The organism is Streptomyces sp. NPDC001880 (genome assembly GCF_053594575.1).
In genome coordinates this window covers 215893-235481 of sequence record NZ_JBSFET010000001.1, presented here as the reverse complement: position 1 = coordinate 235481, position 19589 = coordinate 215893, and the positions used below count along the sequence as shown (strand labels likewise).

16 protein-coding genes are annotated in these 19589 nt (G+C 71.2%); 9 read left to right on the top strand and 7 right to left on the bottom strand.

Annotated features, from left to right (window positions below):
• Positions 1-155 precede the first annotated feature (155 nt).
• Both gltB and ACWCQ6_RS01090 read left to right on the top strand, forming a co-directional pair.
• Positions 156-4733, top strand: coding sequence for a glutamate synthase large subunit (gltB, locus tag ACWCQ6_RS01095; protein ID WP_451084656.1), 4578 nt, complete (start codon positions 156-158; stop codon positions 4731-4733).
• Positions 4726-6186, top strand: coding sequence for a glutamate synthase subunit beta (locus ACWCQ6_RS01090; RefSeq protein ID WP_451084655.1), 1461 nt, complete (start codon positions 4726-4728; stop codon positions 6184-6186). The genes gltB and ACWCQ6_RS01090 overlap by 8 nt, the downstream gene beginning before the upstream one ends.
• Before the next feature lie 123 nt (positions 6187-6309).
• Here ACWCQ6_RS01090 and ACWCQ6_RS01085 read toward each other — a convergent pair whose 3' ends face one another.
• Complete coding sequence (locus tag ACWCQ6_RS01085; protein WP_451084654.1) at positions 6310-7233, bottom strand: rhomboid family intramembrane serine protease; 924 nt, start codon at positions 7231-7233, stop codon at positions 6310-6312.
• Positions 7234-7479: 246 nt separating this feature from the next.
• Here ACWCQ6_RS01085 and ACWCQ6_RS01080 point away from each other — a divergent pair, with 246 nt between their 5' ends.
• Together ACWCQ6_RS01080 and ACWCQ6_RS01075 are read left to right on the top strand one after the other, a co-directional pair.
• Positions 7480-8043, top strand: a complete 564-nt coding sequence (locus ACWCQ6_RS01080) for a HutD/Ves family protein (RefSeq protein WP_451084653.1) — start codon at positions 7480-7482, stop codon at positions 8041-8043.
• Positions 8044-8145: 102 nt separating this feature from the next.
• The gene (locus tag ACWCQ6_RS01075) at positions 8146-8646 is read left to right on the top strand and encodes a pyridoxamine 5'-phosphate oxidase family protein (RefSeq protein ID WP_451084652.1); all 501 of its coding nucleotides are present in this window, start codon (positions 8146-8148) and stop codon (positions 8644-8646) included.
• Positions 8647-8654: 8 nt separating this feature from the next.
• Here ACWCQ6_RS01075 and ACWCQ6_RS01070 read toward each other — a convergent pair whose 3' ends face one another.
• From ACWCQ6_RS01070 to ACWCQ6_RS01060, 3 genes are read right to left on the bottom strand one after another with little or no spacing between them, the layout of a single operon-like run.
• Entirely contained in the window at positions 8655-9644 is a 990-nt protein-coding gene (locus ACWCQ6_RS01070; protein ID WP_451084651.1) for an acyl-CoA dehydrogenase family protein, read from the bottom strand.
• Positions 9644-10789, bottom strand: coding sequence for an acyl-CoA dehydrogenase family protein (locus ACWCQ6_RS01065; RefSeq protein WP_451084650.1), 1146 nt, complete (start codon positions 10787-10789; stop codon positions 9644-9646). The genes ACWCQ6_RS01070 and ACWCQ6_RS01065 overlap by 1 nt, the downstream gene beginning before the upstream one ends.
• The gene (locus ACWCQ6_RS01060) at positions 10789-11664 is read right to left on the bottom strand and encodes an enoyl-CoA hydratase (RefSeq protein ID WP_451084649.1); all 876 of its coding nucleotides are present in this window, start codon (positions 11662-11664) and stop codon (positions 10789-10791) included. The genes ACWCQ6_RS01065 and ACWCQ6_RS01060 overlap by 1 nt, the downstream gene beginning before the upstream one ends.
• Positions 11665-11758: 94 nt before the next feature.
• On the opposite strand from ACWCQ6_RS01060, the gene ACWCQ6_RS01055 reads away from it, so the two are divergent.
• The 5 genes from ACWCQ6_RS01055 to ACWCQ6_RS01035 all read left to right on the top strand — a co-directional run bounded on the left by ACWCQ6_RS01055 (position 11759) and on the right by ACWCQ6_RS01035 (position 16842).
• Positions 11759-12541, top strand: a complete 783-nt coding sequence (locus tag ACWCQ6_RS01055) for an SDR family oxidoreductase (protein ID WP_451084648.1) — start codon at positions 11759-11761, stop codon at positions 12539-12541.
• 45 nt (positions 12542-12586) lie between these two features.
• On the top strand, positions 12587-13198 hold the full coding sequence (locus tag ACWCQ6_RS01050; protein WP_451084647.1) for a TetR/AcrR family transcriptional regulator: 612 nt from the start codon (positions 12587-12589) through the stop codon (positions 13196-13198).
• A gap of 31 nt (positions 13199-13229) precedes the next feature.
• Positions 13230-14387 carry an acetyl-CoA C-acetyltransferase gene (locus tag ACWCQ6_RS01045; protein WP_451084646.1) on the top strand — a complete coding sequence of 386 codons (1158 nt, stop codon included), beginning with the start codon at positions 13230-13232 and terminating at the stop codon, positions 14385-14387.
• A 335-nt stretch (positions 14388-14722) separates the two neighbouring features.
• Positions 14723-14926, top strand: coding sequence for a cold-shock protein (locus tag ACWCQ6_RS01040; RefSeq protein ID WP_004985680.1), 204 nt, complete (start codon positions 14723-14725; stop codon positions 14924-14926).
• Between the two features lie 236 nt (positions 14927-15162).
• On the top strand, positions 15163-16842 hold the full coding sequence (locus ACWCQ6_RS01035; RefSeq protein ID WP_451084645.1) for a DEAD/DEAH box helicase: 1680 nt from the start codon (positions 15163-15165) through the stop codon (positions 16840-16842).
• A 74-nt stretch (positions 16843-16916) separates the two neighbouring features.
• Here the strand turns inward: ACWCQ6_RS01035 and ACWCQ6_RS01030 are convergent, their stop codons facing one another.
• From ACWCQ6_RS01030 to ACWCQ6_RS01020, 3 genes are read right to left on the bottom strand one after another with little or no spacing between them, the layout of a single operon-like run.
• Positions 16917-17978, bottom strand: coding sequence for an NAD(P)H-dependent flavin oxidoreductase (locus ACWCQ6_RS01030; protein ID WP_451084644.1), 1062 nt, complete (start codon positions 17976-17978; stop codon positions 16917-16919).
• Entirely contained in the window at positions 17978-18721 is a 744-nt protein-coding gene (locus ACWCQ6_RS01025) for a CoA-transferase subunit beta (RefSeq protein ID WP_451084643.1), read from the bottom strand. The genes ACWCQ6_RS01030 and ACWCQ6_RS01025 overlap by 1 nt, the downstream gene beginning before the upstream one ends.
• Complete coding sequence (locus ACWCQ6_RS01020) at positions 18718-19587, bottom strand: CoA transferase subunit A (RefSeq protein ID WP_451084642.1); 870 nt, start codon at positions 19585-19587, stop codon at positions 18718-18720. The genes ACWCQ6_RS01025 and ACWCQ6_RS01020 overlap by 4 nt, the downstream gene beginning before the upstream one ends.
• Positions 19588-19589: the final 2 nt, after the last annotated feature.

Below are 19589 nucleotides of genomic sequence, written 5' to 3'. Positions count from 1 at the left end.
GCGACCCACCCCCACCGTTTCGGGCGGTGTCCGCATGTTGGAACGAACTATCCGCTTCTTGAGAAGCGCCCCATTATGTAACCTGCACGAAATTTCGCAGAGGGCCAACGTCGTCCCTCGGCACTGCACATGCCACGACGACGACGGGAGAGCCGATGCGCATCCACGCCTGGTCGCCCATGGACGGTCGCCCCGCCCAGCAGGGGATGTACGACCCCCGTAACGAGCACGACGCCTGTGGTGTCGGGTTCGTGGCCACTCTGACCGGTGTGGCCAGCCATGAGCTGGTCGAGCAGGCGCTGACCGTACTGCGCAATCTCGAACACCGCGGTGCCACCGGATCCGAGCCCGACTCCGGCGACGGCGCCGGGATCCTCCTCCAGGTGCCGGACGCCTTCCTGCGCGAAGAGGCCGCCTTCGACCTACCCGAGGCCGGCCGCTACGCCGTCGGAATCGCCTTCCTGCCCGCCGACGACTCCACCGAGGCCGTCCGCAAGCTGGAGAAGATCGCCACCGAGGAGGGCCTGAAGGTCCTCGGCTGGCGCCAGGTCCCCGTCACCCCCGGCATCCTCGGCAAGGGCGCCCACGCCACCATGCCCGAGTTCCGGCAGCTCTTCGTGGCGGACGGCGAGAACACCGGCATCGCCCTCGACCGCAAGGCCTTCGTGCTGCGCAAGCGCGCCGAGCGGGAGGCCGGGGTGTACTTCCCCTCGCTCTCCGCCCGCACGATCGTCTACAAGGGCATGCTCACCACCGGGCAGCTGGAGCCGTTCTTCCCGGACCTCTCCGACCGCCGCTTCGCCACCGCGGTCGCCCTGGTCCACTCACGGTTCTCCACCAACACCTTCCCGAGCTGGCCGCTCGCCCACCCGTACCGCTTCGTCGCACACAACGGCGAGATCAACACGGTCAAGGGCAACCGCAACTGGATGAAGGCCCGCGAGTCCCAGCTCGCCTCCAGCCTGTTCGGTGAGGCCCAGCTCGACCGGATCTTCCCCGTCTGCACCCCCGACGCCTCCGACTCCGCCTCCTTCGACGAGGTCCTGGAGCTGCTCCACCTCGGTGGCCGTTCGCTGCCGCACTCGGTGCTGATGATGGTTCCCGAGGCGTGGGAGAGCCCCGAATCGATGAACTCCATGGACGCAGCCCGCCGCGCCTTCTACCGGTACCACTCCACGATGATGGAGCCCTGGGACGGCCCGGCCTGCGTCACCTTCACCGACGGCACCCAGGTCGGCGCGGTCCTGGACCGCAACGGCCTGCGCCCCGGCCGTTACTGGGTCACCGGCGACGGCCTCGTCGTACTCTCCTCCGAGGTCGGTGTCCTGGACATCGACCCCGCCGAGGTCGTCCGCAAGGGCCGCCTCCAGCCCGGGAAGATGTTCCTCGTCGACACGGCCGAGGGCCGCATCATCGAGGACGACGAGATCAAGGCCGCCCTCGCCGCGGAGCAGCCGTACGAGGAGTGGCTGGAGACCGGCGAGATCGAGCTGGAGGACCTCCCCGAGCGGGAGCACATCGTGCACACGCACGCCTCCGTCACCCGCCGCCAGCAGACCTTCGGCTACACCGAGGAAGAGCTCCGCGTCATCCTCGCGCCGATGGCCCGCACCGCCGGCGAGCCGCTCGGCTCCATGGGCACGGACTCGCCGATCGCCGCGCTCTCCGAACGCCCCAGGCTGCTCTTCGACTACTTCACCCAGCTGTTCGCGCAGGTCACCAACCCGCCGCTGGACGCCATCCGCGAGGAGCTCGTCACCTCGCTGCGCTCCACGGTCGGCCCGCAGGGCAACCTGCTGGCGCCGACCACCGCGTCGTGCCGCAGTGTCACGCTGCCGTTCCCGGTGATCGACAACGACGAGCTGGCCAAGCTGATACACATCAACGCCGACGGCGACATGCCGGGCATGAAGGCCGCCACTCTCTCCGGCCTCTACCGGGTCGGCGGTGGCGGCGAAGCCCTCGCCGCCCGGATCGAGCAGATCTGCGCCGAGGTCGACGCCGCCATGGAGGACGGCGCACGCCTGGTCGTCCTCTCCGACCGGCACTCCGACGCCGAGCACGCCCCGATCCCGTCGCTGCTGCTCACCTCGTCCGTCCACCACCACCTCATCCGCACCAAGCAGCGCACCCAGGTGGGTCTGCTGGTCGAGGCAGGGGACGTCCGCGAGGTCCACCACGTCGCGCTGCTCATCGGCTACGGCGCCGCCGCGGTCAACCCGTACCTCGCGATGGAGTCCGTCGAGGACCTGGTCCGCGCCGGTACGTTCATCGAGGGCATCGAGCCCGAGAACGCCATCCGGAACCTGATCCACGCGCTCGGCAAGGGCGTCCTGAAGGTCATGTCCAAGATGGGCATCTCGACGGTCGCCTCCTACCGGGGCGCCCAGGTCTTCGAGGCCGTCGGCCTGGACGAGGAATTCGTCGCGAAGTACTTCAACGGCACCGCCACCAAGATCGGCGGCGCCGGCCTCGACGTCATCGCCAGGGAGGTCGAGGCCCGGCACGCCAAGGCCTACCCCGCTTCCGGCATCGCCGCCTCGCACCGCGCGCTGGAGATCGGCGGCGAGTACCAGTGGCGCCGCGAGGGCGAGCCGCACCTGTTCGACCCGGAGACGGTCTTCCGCCTCCAGCACGCCACGCGCAACAAGCGCTACGACATCTTCAAGAAGTACACGGACCGGGTGAACGAGCAGTCCGAGCGGCTGATGACGCTCCGCGGCCTGTTCGGCTTCAGGAGTGACCGCGAGCCGGTCTCCGTCGACGAGGTCGAGTCCGTCTCCGACATCGTCAAGCGCTTCTCCACCGGCGCCATGTCGTACGGCTCGATCTCCCGCGAGGCGCACGAGACCCTCGCCATCGCCATGAACCAGCTGGGCGGCAAGTCCAACACCGGTGAGGGCGGCGAGGACGCCGACCGGCTCTACGACCCGGCGCGCCGCTCGTCCATCAAGCAGGTCGCCTCCGGCCGCTTCGGTGTGACCAGCGAGTACCTGGTCAACGCGGACGACATCCAGATCAAGATGGCGCAGGGCGCCAAGCCCGGCGAGGGCGGGCAGCTGCCCGGCCACAAGGTCTACCCGTGGGTCGCGAAGACCCGGCACTCCACCCCGGGTGTCGGTCTGATCTCGCCGCCGCCGCACCACGACATCTACTCCATCGAGGATCTGGCCCAGCTGATCCACGACCTCAAGAACGCCAACCCGGCGGCCCGCATCCACGTGAAGCTGGTCTCCGAGGTCGGGGTCGGCACGGTAGCCGCCGGTGTCTCCAAGGCGCACGCGGACGTCGTCCTGATCTCCGGCCACGACGGCGGCACCGGCGCTTCCCCCCTGACGAGCCTGAAGCACGCGGGCGGCCCCTGGGAGCTCGGCCTCGCCGAGACCCAGCAGACGCTGCTGCTCAACGGCCTGCGCGACCGCATCGTCGTCCAGACCGACGGCCAGCTGAAGACCGGCCGCGACGTGGTCGTCGCCGCGCTGCTGGGCGCCGAGGAGTTCGGTTTCGCCACCGCGCCGCTCGTCGTCTCCGGCTGCGTCATGATGCGCGTCTGCCACCTGGACACCTGCCCGGTCGGCATCGCCACCCAGAACCCGGTCCTGCGGGACCGCTTCTCCGGCAAGGCCGAGTACGTCGTCAACTTCTTCGAGTTCATCGCCCAGGAGGTCCGCGAGATCCTCGCCGAGCTGGGCTTCCGTACGATCGAAGAGGCCGTCGGCCACGCCGAGCTGCTCGACACCGACCGTGCGATCACGCACTGGAAGGCACAGGGCCTCGACCTGGAGCCACTGTTCCACGTCCCCGAGCTGCCCGAGGGCGCGGTCCGCCACCAGCGGATCGAGCAGGACCACGGCCTGGCCAAGGCCCTCGACAACGAGCTGATCAGGCTCGCCGCCGACGCCCTGAACGCGGACAGTGCCGAGACCGCCCAGCCGGTCCGGGCCCAGATCGCGATCCGCAACATCAACCGCACCGTCGGCACCATGCTCGGCCACGAGGTGACGAAGAAGTTCGGCGGCGAAGGTCTGCCGCAGGACACCATCGACATCACCTTCACCGGTTCCGCCGGCCAGTCCTTCGGCGCGTTCGTGCCGAGCGGTGTGACGCTGCGCCTGGAGGGCGACGCCAACGACTACGTCGGCAAGGGCCTCTCCGGCGGCCGGGTCGTCGTCCGCCCGGACCGCGGCGCCGACCACCTCGCCGAGTACTCCACCATCGCGGGCAACACCATCGCCTACGGCGCCACCGGCGGCGAGCTGTTCCTGCGCGGCAGCACCGGTGAGCGGTTCTGCGTCCGCAACTCCGGCGCGACGGTCGTCTCGGAGGGTGTGGGCGACCACGGCTGCGAATACATGACCGGCGGTCACGCCGTCGTGCTCGGCGAGACCGGACGCAACTTCGCGGCCGGCATGTCGGGCGGCGTCGCGTACGTCGTCGATCTGAACCGTGACAACGTCAACGCCGGGAATCTCGGCGCGATCGAGGAGCTCTCGGAGGCCGACAAGCAGTGGCTGCACGACGTGGTGCGCCGCCACCGGGAGGAGACCGGTTCCACGGTGGCCGAGAAGCTGCTCGCCGAGTGGGACGGTGCCGACGGCGGTGTCTCCCGCTTCAGCAAGATCATCCCGTCCGCCTACAAGGCAGTGCTCGCCGCCAAGGACGCCGCTGAGCTCGCCGGTCTCTCCGAGCAGGAGACCACCGAGAAGATGATGGAGGCGGCGATCAATGGCTGACCCCAAGGGCTTTTTGACCACCGGGCGCGAGGTCGCCGAGACCCGCCCCGTGGGCGAGCGCGTCAAGGACTGGAACGAGGTCTACGTTCCGGGCTCGCTGCTCCCGATCATCAGCAAGCAGGCCGGCCGCTGCATGGACTGCGGCATCCCGTTCTGCCACAACGGCTGCCCGCTCGGAAACCTCATCCCCGAGTGGAACGACTACGCCTACCGCGAGGACTGGTCGGCCGCGTCCGAACGGCTGCACGCCACGAACAACTTCCCGGAGTTCACCGGGCGGCTCTGCCCGGCCCCGTGCGAGTCGGCGTGCGTGCTCGGCATCAACCAGCCGGCCGTCACCATCAAGAACGTCGAGGTCTCCATCATCGACAAGGCGTGGGGCAGCGGTGACGTCACCCCGCAGCCGCCCGAGCGGCTCTCCGGCAAGACCGTCGCCGTGATCGGCTCGGGTCCGGCCGGTCTCGCCGCGGCCCAGCAGCTGACCCGGGCCGGCCACACGGTCGCCGTCTACGAGCGCGCGGACCGCATCGGAGGTCTTCTCCGGTACGGCATCCCCGAGTTCAAGATGGAGAAGTCGCACATCAACCGCCGCATCGAGCAGATGCGCGCGGAAGGCACCAAGTTCCGCACCGAGACGGAGATCGGCAGGGACGTCGACGCCGCCAGGCTCCGCCGCCGGTACGACGCCGTCGTCATCGCCGCGGGTGCCACCGTCTCGCGCGATCTGCCCGTCCCGGGCCGCGAGCTGAACGGCGTGCACTTCGCCATGGAGTACCTGCCGCTGGCCAACAAGGTGCAGGAGGGCGACCTGACGGTCTCCCCGATCACCGCCGAGGGCAAGCACGTCGTCGTGATCGGCGGCGGTGACACCGGAGCCGACTGCGTCGGCACCGCCCACCGCCAGGGCGCGCTCTCCGTCACCCAGCTGGAGATCATGCCCAGGCCCGGCGAGGACCGGAACGCCAACCAGCCCTGGCCGACCTTCCCGATGCTCTACAAGGTCACCTCCGCCCACGAGGAGGGCGGCGAGCGGGTGTACTCCGTCTCCACCACCCACTTCGAGGGCGACGAGAACGGCGACGTCCAGTCGCTGCACCTGGTCGAGGTGGAGTTCAAGGACGGCAAACTGGAACAGAAGCCCGGCACCGAGCGGTCCATCCCCGCGCAGCTGGTCACCCTCGCCATGGGCTTCACCGGCACCGACCAGGCCAACGGTCTGGTCCAGCAGTTCGGCCTGGAGCTCGACGAGCGCGGCAACGTAGCGCGCGACGCGGACTTCGCCACCAACGTCGGCGGGGTCTTCGTCGCCGGCGACGCCGGCCGCGGCCAGTCCCTCATCGTGTGGGCCATCGCCGAGGGCCGCTCCGCGGCACGCGGGGTGGACCGCTACCTGACCGGAGCCAGCGCGCTGCCGGCCCCGATCCGCCCGACGGACCGAGCACTGACGGTCTGATCACGGCACACGGAGACGTCCCGCACAACGGCGTGCGGAACCGAACGCGGCGCCTGCCCGTCCCCGACCGGACGATTCGGCAGGCGCCGCGGTGCGTTCGGGGCCGGTCCCGCCGGCCCCGGCTCAGCCCGTCAGCGCGGACGTCTTGAGCACCACCAGCAGCACCAGCACGGCGAACACCACCACACCCGCGGCGGCCTGGACCGTCGTACGGCGCTTCGCCGGGGCGTAGGCGTACGCGACGGTGACGATGCCGCCCGTCAGCAGCCCGCCCAAGTGGCCCTGCCACGAGGCGAATCCGGCCGAGATCAGCATCCAGATCAGGAAGCCGGCCATGAACCGGTTCACCGCCCGCATGTCACGGCCCAGCCGTCGGTTGATGACGTAGAACGCCGCCCCGAGACCGAAGATCGCACCCGAGGCGCCCACCGTGCCGTCCGACGGCGCGATCAGGTACACCAGCACCGAACCGCCCAGCGCGGACAGCAGATACAGCGCGAGATAACGGGCCCGGCCCAGCTGCTCCTCCACGACCCGGCCCAGGTTCCACAGCGCGTACATGTTGAACACGATGTGCAGCACCCCGAACGGCAGCGGACCGAAGGACGACCCGTCCGGCGGAAGATGGAGAAAGGCGCCGGTCAGCAGCCGGTACCACTCGCCGCCCACCACCCCGACCACCTCGAAACCGGGGAAGTCCCCGGCCTCGTAGACATACTGGCCGCCGTCCGGGCCGGTCAGCCCCGCACCGAGCATCGCGAACCGGTCGATGATCCCCGGACGGATCAACTCACCCAGGTACGCCGCGATGTTGAGGCCCATCAGCACATAGGTGACGAGCGGCACCGCGGACCGCGCGACCGTGCCGCCGAACGCCGTGCGCGCCTGGCGGACCGAACGCTGCCCCTCCTTCACACACTCCACGCAGTGGTGGCCGACCGCGGCCTCGCGCATGCAGTCGGGGCAGATGAACCGTTCACAGCGGATGCAGCTGACATACGTCTCGTACGACGGATGGCGATAACAGGTGGTGGCCGCTGCTTCCACGGCAGGCTCCTTCACACGGGCGGACACGAGCGGCCGGTGGGGTCGGCGGCAGATCAAGATAGCGAACGCCGCCCGCCGCGGGCATACCCGGGTGGCCTACGCTCAAGGCTCTGGCAGGTTCCGAAACATCGAGGATCGGAGAATCCGCATGGCCGGTTCAGCCGCCGCCGCAGCAGGTGCGGCCGACCTGCTCGTCGCCGAATTCCCGCAGTGGCCGGCCGCGGCCAGGGCCCAGGGGACCGTCAAGTGACGGCGCGGGTGCTGCGGGCGGCCGGCCGAACGGCCACGGACTGGAAGAACGGCGGGGGAGTCACCCGGGAGATCGCGGCACACCCCGAGGGTGCGCCGCTGGACGCCTTCGACTGGCGGGTCAGCCTCGCCGATGTGACCGAGGACGGGCCGTTCTCCTCGTTCCCCGGCGTCGACCGCACCCTGACCGTGGTCGAGGGCGCCGGCATGGACCTCATGGTGGGCGGCGAGCACCACATCGTCGACGAGCCGTACTGGCCGCACGACTTCCCCGGTGACCCGGAGACCGACGGCAGACTCCTCGGAGGCCCGGTCGTGAACGTCAATGTGATGTGCCGCAGGGGGCGGACCAGTGCGGCGGTCGCGGTGGTGCGCGGCACCGTCCGGCTCGCGGCGCCCCCGGGCGGGGCGGTCCTGGCCATCGCGCTGGAGGACGGTGCGGTGCTCGACGGCACGGAAATCGAACTCGACCGCTACGACGCGCTGTTGACGCAGGGGGAGGAGCCGGACGTGCTCCGGACCCACGGCTGGGCCCTGCTGATCACCCTGTCGGACGGCTGACGGGCCCCCGCGGGTGGCGGGATCCAGGCCCGGCCGCGGCCGATCGGACGCGGCCGGGAAAAGCAGACAGGAGATGTCGGATTTCCAGGATCCCATGGATGCATGACATCGAGTTCCTGGGAAGACTTCCGCTCGGCGGAGCCGGCCTTCGCCGACACCGTCCGGACCCGCTTCCAGCAGTACAGGCACCACGTCCTCGCGACCCTGCGCAAGGACGGATCGCCGCGCGTGACCGGGCTGGAGGTGGACTTCCACTTCGGTGAACTGTGGCTCGGCACGATGCCGAACTCGCGCAAGGCGCTGGACCTGCGTCGCGATCCGCGGTTCGCGGTGCAGGCCAACCCCGGTCCGGATGCCGAGATGGCCGACGGCGATGTACGGATCTCCGGCCGCGCCGTGGAGGAGACCGACCCCGCGGTCCTGGCCCGCTTCATCAAGGAGGCGAAGCCGCCGGAGCCCTTCCACCTCTTCCGCGCGCACCTCCAGGAGGTGGTCCGCACCTCCGTGGACGCGGAGGAAGTGGTGCTTCAGGTGTGGCGGCCCGGCGAGCTGGTGCGCGAGATCCGCCGGTCCGGGGACGACAGTCCCCCGTACGAGAAGTAGGTCTCCCGTCAGGGCCCGGCCAGCACCCGCGCCCGGCACGCCCCCGGTGTCCCCCACGCATCGCGCAGGGGGCGTGCCTTGCGCAGCCAGAGCGACAGGTCCAGCTCCTGCGTGTAACCCACCGCCCCGTGCAGCTGCAGCGCGGTCCGCGCCGCCGCGTACCCCGCTTCGCCCGCCGTCACCTTGGCCGCCGCCACCTCCGCCCCGGCGTCCGGCGACCCCTCGGCGAGCGCGAGCGCCGCCCCGTACAGCAGCGGGCGGGCGAACTCCAGCCCGATCAGGGTGTCCGCGAGGCGGTGCTTGACCGCCTGGAAGGAACCGATGGCCGTACCGAACTGGGTGCGCTGCCCCACGTACGAAACCGTGGTCCGCAGCAGCGCCTCGCCCGTGCCGAGCGCCTGGGCGGCTGTCGCGAACGCCGCCCACCGGGCCGCCCGCACCGCCGCCCGCGTCACCCGGACCCCCGACGCGAGCAGTTCACCGCCCGGCCCGGGGCGCAGCAGCCGACGGGCCGGGTCGGACGAGACGCTCAGCTCTCCGGGGCCCGGCGCCAGCCGCAACTCGTCGCCGCTCACCGTGAACACGGCGTCCACCGCGTCCGCGTCCAGCGCGTACGGTCCGTACCCCGCCATCCGCAGCGTCGCCGACGCCGCGCCGGACGCCAGCCGGGGCAGCCACTCCCTGGCCGCCGGACCCCCCACGTCCGCCAGCAGCACCGCGGCGGCGACCGTCTCCACCACCGGCCCCGGCACCGCGTGCCGACCCAACTCGGTGAAAGCAACCGCGAGTTCGACCGGCAGCGGGCCGACGCCCTCGTACGCCTCCGGCACCGCGAGGGCGAAGACCCCCGCCCCCGCCAGTCGTGCCCACAGGTCCATGCCCGGTCCGTGGTCCCCGGCGGCCCAGGCCCGTACCACCGAAGGAGTGTCCGCGGCGGTCAGCATCGCGTCCAGCGAACGGGCGAACTCCCGCTGCTCGTCGTCGAGGAGGAAACGCATCAGCGCCGTCCCTTCGGCAGGCCGAGCAGCCGCTCGGCGATGATGTCGCGCTGGATCTCGTTGGTACCGGCGTAGATGGGCCCCGCGAGGGAGAAGACGTGCCCCTCGGACCACTCGGATTCGGCGAGTTCCGCGTCCGGGCCCAGCAGATCGAGCGCGGTCTCGTGCAGCGCGATGTCGTACTCGGACCAGAACACCTTGTTCAGGCTGGACTCCGCGCCGATGGCCGCCCCGGCGGCGAAGCGGGAGGCGTTGGCGCCGGTGAAGAGCTGGTACGCGCGCGCCCCGATCACCGCGTCCGCCACCCGGTCCCGCATCGCCGTGTCCGACGGGTCGCCATGGGTGCGCCAGAGCGCGGCCAGCCGGTCGGCGGCCGCCAGGAAGCGGCCGGGGGAGCGGAGCGTCAGCCCGCGCTCATTGCCCGTTGTCGACATGGCGATACGCCAGCCCTGTCCGGGCTCCCCGATGACGTCCTCGTCCGGTACGAACACCTCGTCCAGGAACAGCTCGGCGAAGGCCGGCTTGCCGTCGAGCCTGCCGATGGGCCGGACCGAGACCCCCGGCGCCGACAGGTCGAACATCAGGTACGTCAGCCCGTGGTGCGGCTTGGCCGCCTCGGGATCGGAACGGAAGATGCCGAACGCCCGGTCCGCGAAAGCCGCCCGGGAGGACCAGGTCTTCTGCCCGGAGAGCAGCCAGCCGCCGTCCGTGCGCACCGCCCGCGAACGCAGCGACGCCAGGTCCGAGCCCGCCTCCGGCTCGGACCATGCCTGCGCCCAGATCACCTCACCGCTCGCCATCGACGGCAGGACCCGGGCCCGCTGCTCGTCCGTGGCGTGGTCGAAGAGCGTGGGGGCGAGGAGGTTGATGCCGTTCTGCGAGACCCGGCCGGGGCCGCCCGCCGCGTAGTACTCCTCCTCGAAGACCAGCCACCGGAAGATGTCGACGCCCCGGCCGCCGTACTCGGCCGGCCAGGAGACCACCGACCAGCGGTCCGCGTACAGCCTCGCCTCCCACGCCCGGTGCGCGGCGAAGCCCTCGGCGGTCTCCAGCGACGGCAGCGGCGCGGCGGGCACGTTGGCCCGCAGCCATCGGCGCGCCTCGTCCCGGAACGCCGCCTCCTGCGCCGTGGAGGACAGATCCATCAGCCGTCCGCCTTCTTCTTCATCGCGGCGATGTCCATGCCGCCGAGCGCGTCCGCCGCCGTCTCCGCGTTGTGCGCATGGGCGAGGTGGTGCAGCCCGAAGACCGAGTCCATCCCGGTGTGCATTCCCTGGAGGTCCTCGGCCTGATTGACCGCGCGCTTGGCCAGGGCCAGCCCCAGGCGCGGCATCCCGGCCACCCGCAGCGCCAACTCGTGGGTGGAATCGACGAGTTCGGCCCGCTCCACCACCTTGTTCACCATGCCGACCTCGTACGCCCGGCGGGCGCTCATCCGGTCGCCGGTGTACAGGAACTCCTTCGCGATCCGGGGCGGCATCACCCACGGGTGCGCGAAGTACTCGACGCCGGGGATGCCCATCCGCACCACCGGATCGGCGAAGAAGGCGTCCTCGCTCGCCACGATCAGGTCGCAGACCCAGGCGAGCATCAGCCCGCCGGCCACGCAGGCGCCCTGGACGGAGGCGATGACCGGCTTCGGCAGCTCGCGCCACCGCCTGCACATGCCCAGATAGACCTCCGACTCGCGGGCGAAGCGGCTCTCCGCGCCGGTCTTGTCGGAGTGGTCCCACCACAGGCCCGCCCGGCGCTCGAAGGGCAGATGCGCGTCGCGCCCGGGAGTGCCGATGTCGTGGCCCGCCGAGAAGTGGTCCCCGGCGCCCGCCAGCACGGCCACCTTGACCTCGGAGTCCTCGGCGGCCCGGTAGAACGCGTCGTCCAGGGCGTAGGTCATGGACGAGTTCTGGGCGTTGCGGTAACGCGGGCGGTTCAGCGTGATGTACGCGACCGGGCCGCGGCGCTCGTACAGCACCGGGCCGGCCGGGTGGCCGTCGGCGGAGGTGTCATGGGCAGAGGGCATCGGCTCATCCTTCCCTAACAAGTGTTTGGTAGGTTAACGTACGGGCACGAGCACCGTCGAGGATCCGAAGGGCCGGGGCCGAGGAGGCACAGGCGTGAGCGCACCGCAGTACGTATCCGGACACGGGCTGCTGGCCGGCCGCACCGCCGTCATCACCGCGGCCGCGGGGGCCGGCATCGGCGGCGCCACCGCCCGCAGGTTCCTGGAGGAGGGCGCCCGCATCGTCATCGGTGACGCGCACGCCCGCCGGCTCAAGGAGACCGAGCAAACGTTCGCCGAGGAGTTCGGCGCGGACCGCGTCGCCGCACTGCCCTGCGACGTCACCGACGAGACCCAGGTCCAGGCGCTGTTCGCGCTCGCCGAACGGACCCACGGCGGCCCCGACATCGTCATCAACAACGCCGGGCTCGGCGGCACCGCCGCACTCACCGAGATGACCGACGAACAGTGGACCAAGGTCCTCGACGTCACCCTGAACGGCACCTTCCGCTGCACCCGGGCCGCCCTGCGCTCGCTGCGCGCGGCGGGCCGCGGCGGCATCGTCGTCAACAACGCCTCCGTCGTCGGCTGGCGCGCCCAGAGCGGCCAGGCCCACTACGCCGCCGCGAAGGCGGGCGTCATGGCGCTCACCCGGTGCGCCGCGATCGAGGCCGCCGAGTACGGCGTACGCGTCAACGCCGTCGCACCCAGCCTCGCCATGCACCCGCACCTGGTGAAGGTCACCTCCGCCGAACTCCTCGACGAACTGACCGCGAAGGAGGCCTTCGGCCGGTACGCCGAGCCGTGGGAGGTCGCCAACGTCATCGTCTTCCTCGCCAGCGACTACTCCTCGTACCTGACCGGCGAGGTCGTCTCCGTCAGCAGTCAGCGTGCCTGACCGCGCCATGTCCGGGCGGGCGGCGGCCGGGCGGAGAATGGTCGGGTGCCTACCAAGAAGAAGCCCCAGGTGACCCCCTCGCCCGAGCGGCGCCGCGAACTGCTCGACACCGCGGCCGAGGTCTTCGCCGCCCAGGGATACAACGCCACCACCGTCCGCAAGATCGCGGACGCGGCCGGGATGCTCGCGGGCAGCCTCTACTACCACTTCGATTCCAAGGAATCGATGATCGACGAGATCCTCTCGACCTTCCTCACCGAACTCTGGGAGGGGTACGACACGGTACTCGCTGCCCAGCTGGCCCCCAGGGCGACCATCGAGGCACTCGTCACCGAGTCCTTCCGGGAGATCGACCGGCACCGCGCCGCGGTCGCCATCTACCAGAAGGAGTCCAGGCAGCTGGCCGCCCAGCCGCGCTTCCAGTACCTCGTCGACTCCCAGCAGAAGTTCGAGAAGGCCTGGCTCGGCACGCTGGAACGCGGCGTCGCCGACCACAGCTTCCGCGCCGACCTCGACATCCGTCTGACCTACCGCTTCGTCCGCGACACCGTCTGGGTCGCGGCGTCCTGGTACCGGCCGGGCGGACTGCACAGCCCCGAGGAGATCGCCCGCCAGTACCTCTCGATGGTCCTGGACGGCATCGCCCTCGACACCTGACCCCACCCGCGCTCACCAAGGAGCAGCAGACATGGCCGAGGCATTCATAGTCGAAGCGGTACGCACCCCGGTCGGGCGGCGCGGCGGAGGCCTCGGCGCCGTCCATCCCGCCGACCTCGGCGCCCATGTCATCAAGGCCCTCGTGGAACGGAGCGGGATCGATCCGGCCGCCGTCGAGGACGTGGTCTTCGGCTGCCTCGACACCGTGGGACCGCAGGCCGGCGACATCGCACGCACCTGCTGGCTGGCGGCCGGACTGCCCGAGGAGGTCCCCGGCGTGACCGTCGACCGCCAGTGCGGCTCCTCCCAGCAGGCCCTGCACTTCGCCGCCCAGGGCGTTCTCTCCGGCACCCAGGACCTGGTCGTCGCGGGCGGCACCCAGAGCATGACGCAGATCCCCATAGCCTTCGCCTCGCGCCAGGCCGCCGAACCCCTCGGGCTGACGGACGGCCCGTACGCGGGCAGCGCGGGCTGGCGCGCCCGGTACGGCGACGCGCCGGTCAACCAGTTCCACGGCGCCCAGCTGATCGCCGAGAAATGGGACATCAGCCGCCAGGACATGGAGGAGTTCGCGCTCCGCTCCCACCGGCGGGCGGTCCGCGCCATCGACGAGGGCCGCTTCGCACGCGAGACGGTCGCCCTCGGCGACGTCACCACCGACGAGGGGCCGCGCCGCGACACCACCCCGGAGAAGATGGCGGCGCTGAAGCCGGTCCTGGACGGCGGCACGATCACCGCCGCGTGCTCCTCGCAGATCTCCGACGGAGCCGCCGCCCTGCTCATCGCCTCCGAGCGCGCCGTGGCCGAGCACGGCCTCACCCCGCGCGCCCGCGTCCACCACCTCTCGGTACGGGGCGAGGACCCGATCCGCATGCTGTCGGCACCGATCCCGGCCACCGCGTACGCGCTGAAGAAGACCGGAATGACCATCGACGACATGGACCTGGTCGAGATCAACGAGGCATTCGCCCCCGTCGTGCTGGCCTGGCTGAAGGAGACCGGGGCCGACCCCGAACGGGTCAACGTCAATGGCGGCGGAATCGCCCTCGGTCACCCGCTCGGTGCAACCGGAGCGAAATTGATGACGACTCTGCTGCACGAACTGGAGCGCACCGGCGGCCGCTACGGGCTCCAGACCATGTGCGAGGGCGGCGGTCAGGCGAATGTGACGATCATCGAACGGCTCTGACCCCGGACCCGGCCGGATACGGCCGCCGAACCGCTCCGACACCGGTCGCGACAACGAATCCGGTCATGTTCCGGTGCGGTCCCCGGCCGGTTGCCGCAAGGACCCGGACAAGAATCCGGGGGCCGGCCCGCGGCGCGTTCCCGCCGCGGGCCGACGGAACGTGCTACGGTTGCCGAGTTGCAGTTTTGGTACCCATGAACATTATGTGCGCCTGACGGGAATGCTTCCTCAGGCGCATTATTGTTTTCCGGCTTTCTCCGGATGGGGCTCAATGCGGCGACTTGGAATTCGTGAAGTGCGGATTTCCGGCACTGCACCTCTTTTAGGAGAATGACATGGCTACTGGAACCGTGAAGTGGTTCAACTCGGAAAAGGGCTTCGGCTTCATCGAGCAGGACGGCGGCGGCGCCGACGTCTTCGCCCACTACTCCAACATCGCCACCTCGGGCTTCCGTGAGCTCCAGGAGGGCCAGAAGGTCACCTTCGACGTCACGCAGGGCCAGAAGGGCCCGCAGGCGGAGAACATCGTCCCGGCCTGATTGCCGGACGCGTACCTCGCAGCCGGGGCCCGCACCGTGAAGGTGCGGGTCCCGGCTTGTGCTGTGCCCAGGACACGGCGGTACACGGACGCCTGCCCACGGCGCTCCCCAGCAGTTCCACGCAGTGCCCAGCAGTTCCATGCAGTTCCACGCAGTCCCAGCAGTCCCACAGATTTCTCAGGGATCCCCAGGACTTCCCGGGAATTTTCAGGAATCCCCCAGGAGGGCAATTCCGTATGACCCGCTCCGAACGCCAGGACCGACCCGCCCGCAACCGCCCGTCGAGGGCGCGCGGCACGGCCCCGGCAAAGGCAACCGCCAAGGGTTCCGGCAAGGGATCCGGCAAGGCGTCGCCCCGTCGCAGGGCCACGCCGCCGCAGGGCGAATTCGCCCTGCCGGAAACCATGACCCCCGCACTGCCCGCCGTAGAGGCGTTCGCCGAGCTGGACATGCCTGCCGCCCTGCTGAAAACCCTTGCCGCGCAGGGCGTCACCGATCCGTTCCCGATCCAGGGCGCCACCCTGCCGAACTCGCTCGCCGGCCGGGACATCCTCGGCCGCGGCCGCACCGGCTCCGGCAAGACCCTCGCCTTCGGCCTCGCCCTGCTGGCCCGCACCGCAGGACGGCGCGCCGAGCCGAAGGCACCGCTGGCGCTCGTCCTCGTCCCGACCCGCGAGCTCGCCCAGCAGGTCACCGACGCGCTGACCCCGTACGCGACATCGGTGAACCTGCGCCTGGCCACCGTCGTCGGCGGCATGTCGATCACCAGGCAGTCCGGCACGCTGCGCCGTGGCGCCGAGGTGCTCGTCGCCACGCCCGGCCGGCTGAAGGACCTCATCGAGCGCGGCGACTGCCGCCTAGACCAGGTCGCCGTCACCGTCCTCGACGAGGCCGACCAGATGGCCGACATGGGCTTCATGCCGCAGGTCGTCGCCCTGCTCAAGCAGGTCGAGCCGGACGGCCAGCGGATGCTGTTCTCCGCGACGCTCGACAAGAACATCGACCGGCTGGTCAAGATGTTCCTGACCGACCCCGTCGTGCACTCGGTCGACCCGTCCGCCGGCGCGGTCACCACGATGGAGCACCATGTGCTGCACGTGGCCGACGAGACCGACAAGAAGGCCGTCGCCACCAGGATCGCCGCCCGGGACGGCCGGGTGATCATGTTCGTGGACACCAAGCGCGCCGCCGACCGGTTCGCCAAGCGGCTGCTCGCCAGCGGTGTACGGGCCGCCGCCCTGCACGGCGGGCGCTCGCAGCCGCAGCGCAACCGGACGCTGGACCAGTTCAAGAACGGCCAGGTCACCGCACTCGTGGCGACGAACGTGGCGGCCCGCGGCATCCATGTCGACGACCTCGACCTGGTCGTGAACGTGGACCCGCCGACCGACCACAAGGACTACCTCCACCGCGGCGGGCGCACCGCGCGCGCCGGGGAGTCCGGCAGTGTCGTCACCCTGGTCCTGCCCGAGGAGAAGCGGGAGATGACCCGGCTGATGGCCGACGCGGGCATCGCCCCCCGGACCACCCGGATCAAGTCCGGCGACGACGAGCTCGTCCGGATCACCGGGGCCCGTGAGCCGTCCGGCGTCGCGGTCGTCATCGAGGTCCCGCAGCCGACCCCGCCCAAGCAGCGCACGCGCTCGGGCGGGTCGGCGGCGGGCGGCTCCGGCTTCCGCTCGGGCAGCCGCGGCCGGGGCCGTCGCGGTGGCGCCGGACAGGGCGGCGGCGAGGCCCGCGCCGCGGGTACGGGCGGTGCCTCGCGAGGCACGGGCTCGGGTGGCGCTCCCCGCGCCGCCGGCTCGGGCGATGCTCCCCGCGGCCGTGGCAACGGCGAGTCGCGCGGCGCGGGGGCCGGGCGCTCCGGGGCCGGACGCGGCGGCGCGGCGGCGGGACGCGGCCGCAGGGCCGCGTAGCCGTACGGACCGTTCGACGGACGACGAGGGGCTCCCGGAGGGATCCGGGCGCCCCTCGCGCGTCCGCGCCCGCCCTACACGTCGGCGCCCTGGGCGCGGGTCACCGCGCCCAGCGCCTCATGGGCCTCGGCCATCACCCGGTCCACCAGCTCCGCACAGCTGGGCAGGTCCTCGATCAGTCCCGCCACCTGGCCCGATGCCATCACCCCCAGATCCGTCCGGCCGTCGACCATGGACGCCTTCAGCAGCATCGGTGTGTTGGCCGCCATCAGGACCTGACTCCACGACAGGTCCTTGCCGTGCTTCATGGCGAGTCCGTCACGCACCATTCGGGACCAGCTCAGCCCGGAGATCCGCCGGAAACCCGACGCCCGGCGCACCGCCCGGGCCAGGGCCCGGACCCGGCCCGCGTGCTCCAGCGCGGCGACCATCTCCGTACGCAGCATCCGGTGCGGGAGCCCGTCCACCGCCGTGGTGACCGTGATGTCCTTGACGCCGGCCGCCAGGTACCGGGCCTTCACCGCGTCCGGCACGGTCGAGTCCGACGTCAGCAGGAACCGCGTACCCATCGCGATGCCCGCCGCCCCGAACGCCAGCGCCGCGACCAGGCCCCGGCCGTCGCGGAAGCCGCCCGCCGCGATCACCGGGATGTCCACCGCGTCCACGACCTGGGGCAACAGCACGGTGGTCGCCACCTCACCGGTGTGCCCGCCGCCCTCGCCGCCCTGCACGATCACCGCGTCCGCGCCCCACGCCGCGACCTTCTCGGCATGACGCCGGGCGCCGATCGACGGGATCACGACCACACCCGCGTCCTTCAGCTCGGCGATCAGCTCCTTCGAGGGGGCCAGCGCGAAGGACGCCACCTTCACGCCCTCGTCGATGACGATCCGTACCCGTTCGCGGGCGTCGCCCGCGTCGGCGCGCAGATTGACACCGAACGGCTCGTCCGTGCGGGACTTGACCTCCCGCACCGCCGCCCGCAGCTGCTGGGTGGTCATCGTCGCGGAGGCCAGGACGCCGAGGGCGCCGGCGCGGGCCGTGGCGGAGACCAGGCGGGGGCCCGCGACCCAGCCCATGCCGGTCTGGACGATGGGGTGGCGGACGCCGACGAGCTCCGTGAACGCCGTCCGCATCAGACCCCGACCTCGCGGTTCCGGGTGCCCTGCGGGTCGATGACCTCGCGGATCAGGGACAGCTCCACGGCGGTCGGCTCCCGGGTGTACGGGACGTCGTCCGCGACGGCGAGGTCGAAACCGGTGGCCTCGCGGACCTGGTCGACGGTGACGCCGGGGTGCAGCGAGGCCAGCCGCATCGAGTGGTCCGGGGTGGCGAAGTCGAGGACGCCGAGATCGGTCACGACGCGCGGGATGCGGTGGTAGCGGGCCGCCGACGGGCCGGCCGCCGCGGCACTGTCGTAGCCGACCCCGCAGATCATGTCGACCCGTTCGACGAAGACCCGGGTGGAGTGCCGGGGGATCCAGTAACTGACCGGATTGTTCAGGGTGTTGACCGGCGCGCCGCGCACGCCGAGCAGCTGGCGGGCCGGCTGTTCCCAGTCGCCGATGCAGGAGATGTTCTGGTTGCCGAACCGGTCGATCTGGCTCGCCCCCATCATCACGTGGCGCCTGCCGCCGGTGACCATGGCGAGATGCCGGCGGTAGGGAAGCCAGCCCTCCGTCGTGCCGTCCGGGCCGACGAGCAGCGCCTCGCCGTCGGTGAGCAGCAGATCGGGGGAGAAGGTGCGCCTGGCGAGCCGGGCGCCGACGGACGGGACGAGGCCCATCGGGCTGGCGAGCACCTCGCCGTTGTCGCGCCAGGCGTCGGCGCAGGCGATCACGCAGTACTCGGCCCGGGTGGCCGCGGTCGCGTTGGTCATTTCTGCTCCTCGTGCCAGGTCCGGACGGCCGACTGGTAGCTCTTCTCGTCGCCCTCGGCGGGCAGGAAACGCTCGCTGAAGGCCGCCCAGGCCCCGGGGTCGGCGGCGGCGGTCGCGTAGGCCTTCTGGAACGCCTCGTCGCGCGGATGGTCGGGCACGCAGGAGGTGAAGTGCGCGCCGTTCGGGGTCTCCACGACACCGGTGACGGAGTGCCGCTTGACGAGGAGGGTCTGCGGGGCGGCGTTCCCGGTCAGCTCGGCGGTGTCCACGAGGCGTTCGCAGGAGACGTACGCGGTGTCCGCGGCCTCGCAGAACAGGTCGTCGAAGTACGGGTCGGGGCCGAGGTACTGGCCGTTGCCGAACCGGTCGGCGCGGTTCATGTGGACCAGCGCGGCGTCCATCCGCAGCGCGGGCATCGCGACGAACTCCTCGCCGTCCTCGTACGGCGAAACGACCGTGCGCAGGCCCGGGTTGACCCGCATCACATCGGAACCGATGCCGGCGCGCACCGGGAGGAACGGCAGCCGGTTCGCGGCGGCGTGCAGCCCCCACATGAACATGGCCTCGTCGATCTCCATCAGTTCGAACGCGCCGCGCTGGCGGGCGGTCCTGAAGTGGGGTTCGAGCGGGATCGAGTCGAGCGTGACGAAGGCCGTGACCAGTTTCCGGATCCGGCCGGCGGCGGCGAGCAGACCCACGTCGGGTCCGCCGTACGAGACCACGGTGAGATCGGTGACCGGGGAGCGGAGCAGCGCCCGCACCAGTGCCATGGGTTTGCGGCGCGAGCCCCAGCCGCCGATGCCGATCGTCATCCCGCTGCTGAGCCGGGAGACGACGTCGTCGACGGTCATGGTCTTGTCGGTCATGG

Bases quoted from the DNA above. Each gene is read 5' to 3' on its own strand.
- gltB (WP_451084656.1), top strand. From the start codon at position 156: ATGCGCATCCACGCCTGGTCGCCCATGGACGGTCGCCCCGCCCAGCAG.
- ACWCQ6_RS01090 (WP_451084655.1), top strand. From the start codon at position 4,726: ATGGCTGACCCCAAGGGCTTTTTGACCACCGGGCGCGAGGTCGCCGAG.
- ACWCQ6_RS01075 (WP_451084652.1), top strand. From the start codon at position 8,146: ATGACATCGAGTTCCTGGGAAGACTTCCGCTCGGCGGAGCCGGCCTTC.
- ACWCQ6_RS01070 (WP_451084651.1), bottom strand. From the start codon at position 9,644: ATGCGTTTCCTCCTCGACGACGAGCAGCGGGAGTTCGCCCGTTCGCTG.
- ACWCQ6_RS01065 (WP_451084650.1), bottom strand. From the start codon at position 10,789: ATGGATCTGTCCTCCACGGCGCAGGAGGCGGCGTTCCGGGACGAGGCG.
- ACWCQ6_RS01060 (WP_451084649.1), bottom strand. From the start codon at position 11,664: ATGCCCTCTGCCCATGACACCTCCGCCGACGGCCACCCGGCCGGCCCG.
- ACWCQ6_RS01045 (WP_451084646.1), top strand. From the start codon at position 13,230: ATGGCCGAGGCATTCATAGTCGAAGCGGTACGCACCCCGGTCGGGCGG.
- ACWCQ6_RS01040 (WP_004985680.1), top strand. From the start codon at position 14,723: ATGGCTACTGGAACCGTGAAGTGGTTCAACTCGGAAAAGGGCTTCGGC.
- ACWCQ6_RS01035 (WP_451084645.1), top strand. From the start codon at position 15,163: ATGACCCGCTCCGAACGCCAGGACCGACCCGCCCGCAACCGCCCGTCG.
- ACWCQ6_RS01030 (WP_451084644.1), bottom strand. From the start codon at position 17,978: ATGCGGACGGCGTTCACGGAGCTCGTCGGCGTCCGCCACCCCATCGTC.
- ACWCQ6_RS01025 (WP_451084643.1), bottom strand. From the start codon at position 18,721: ATGACCAACGCGACCGCGGCCACCCGGGCCGAGTACTGCGTGATCGCC.
- ACWCQ6_RS01020 (WP_451084642.1), bottom strand. From the start codon at position 19,587: ATGACCGACAAGACCATGACCGTCGACGACGTCGTCTCCCGGCTCAGC.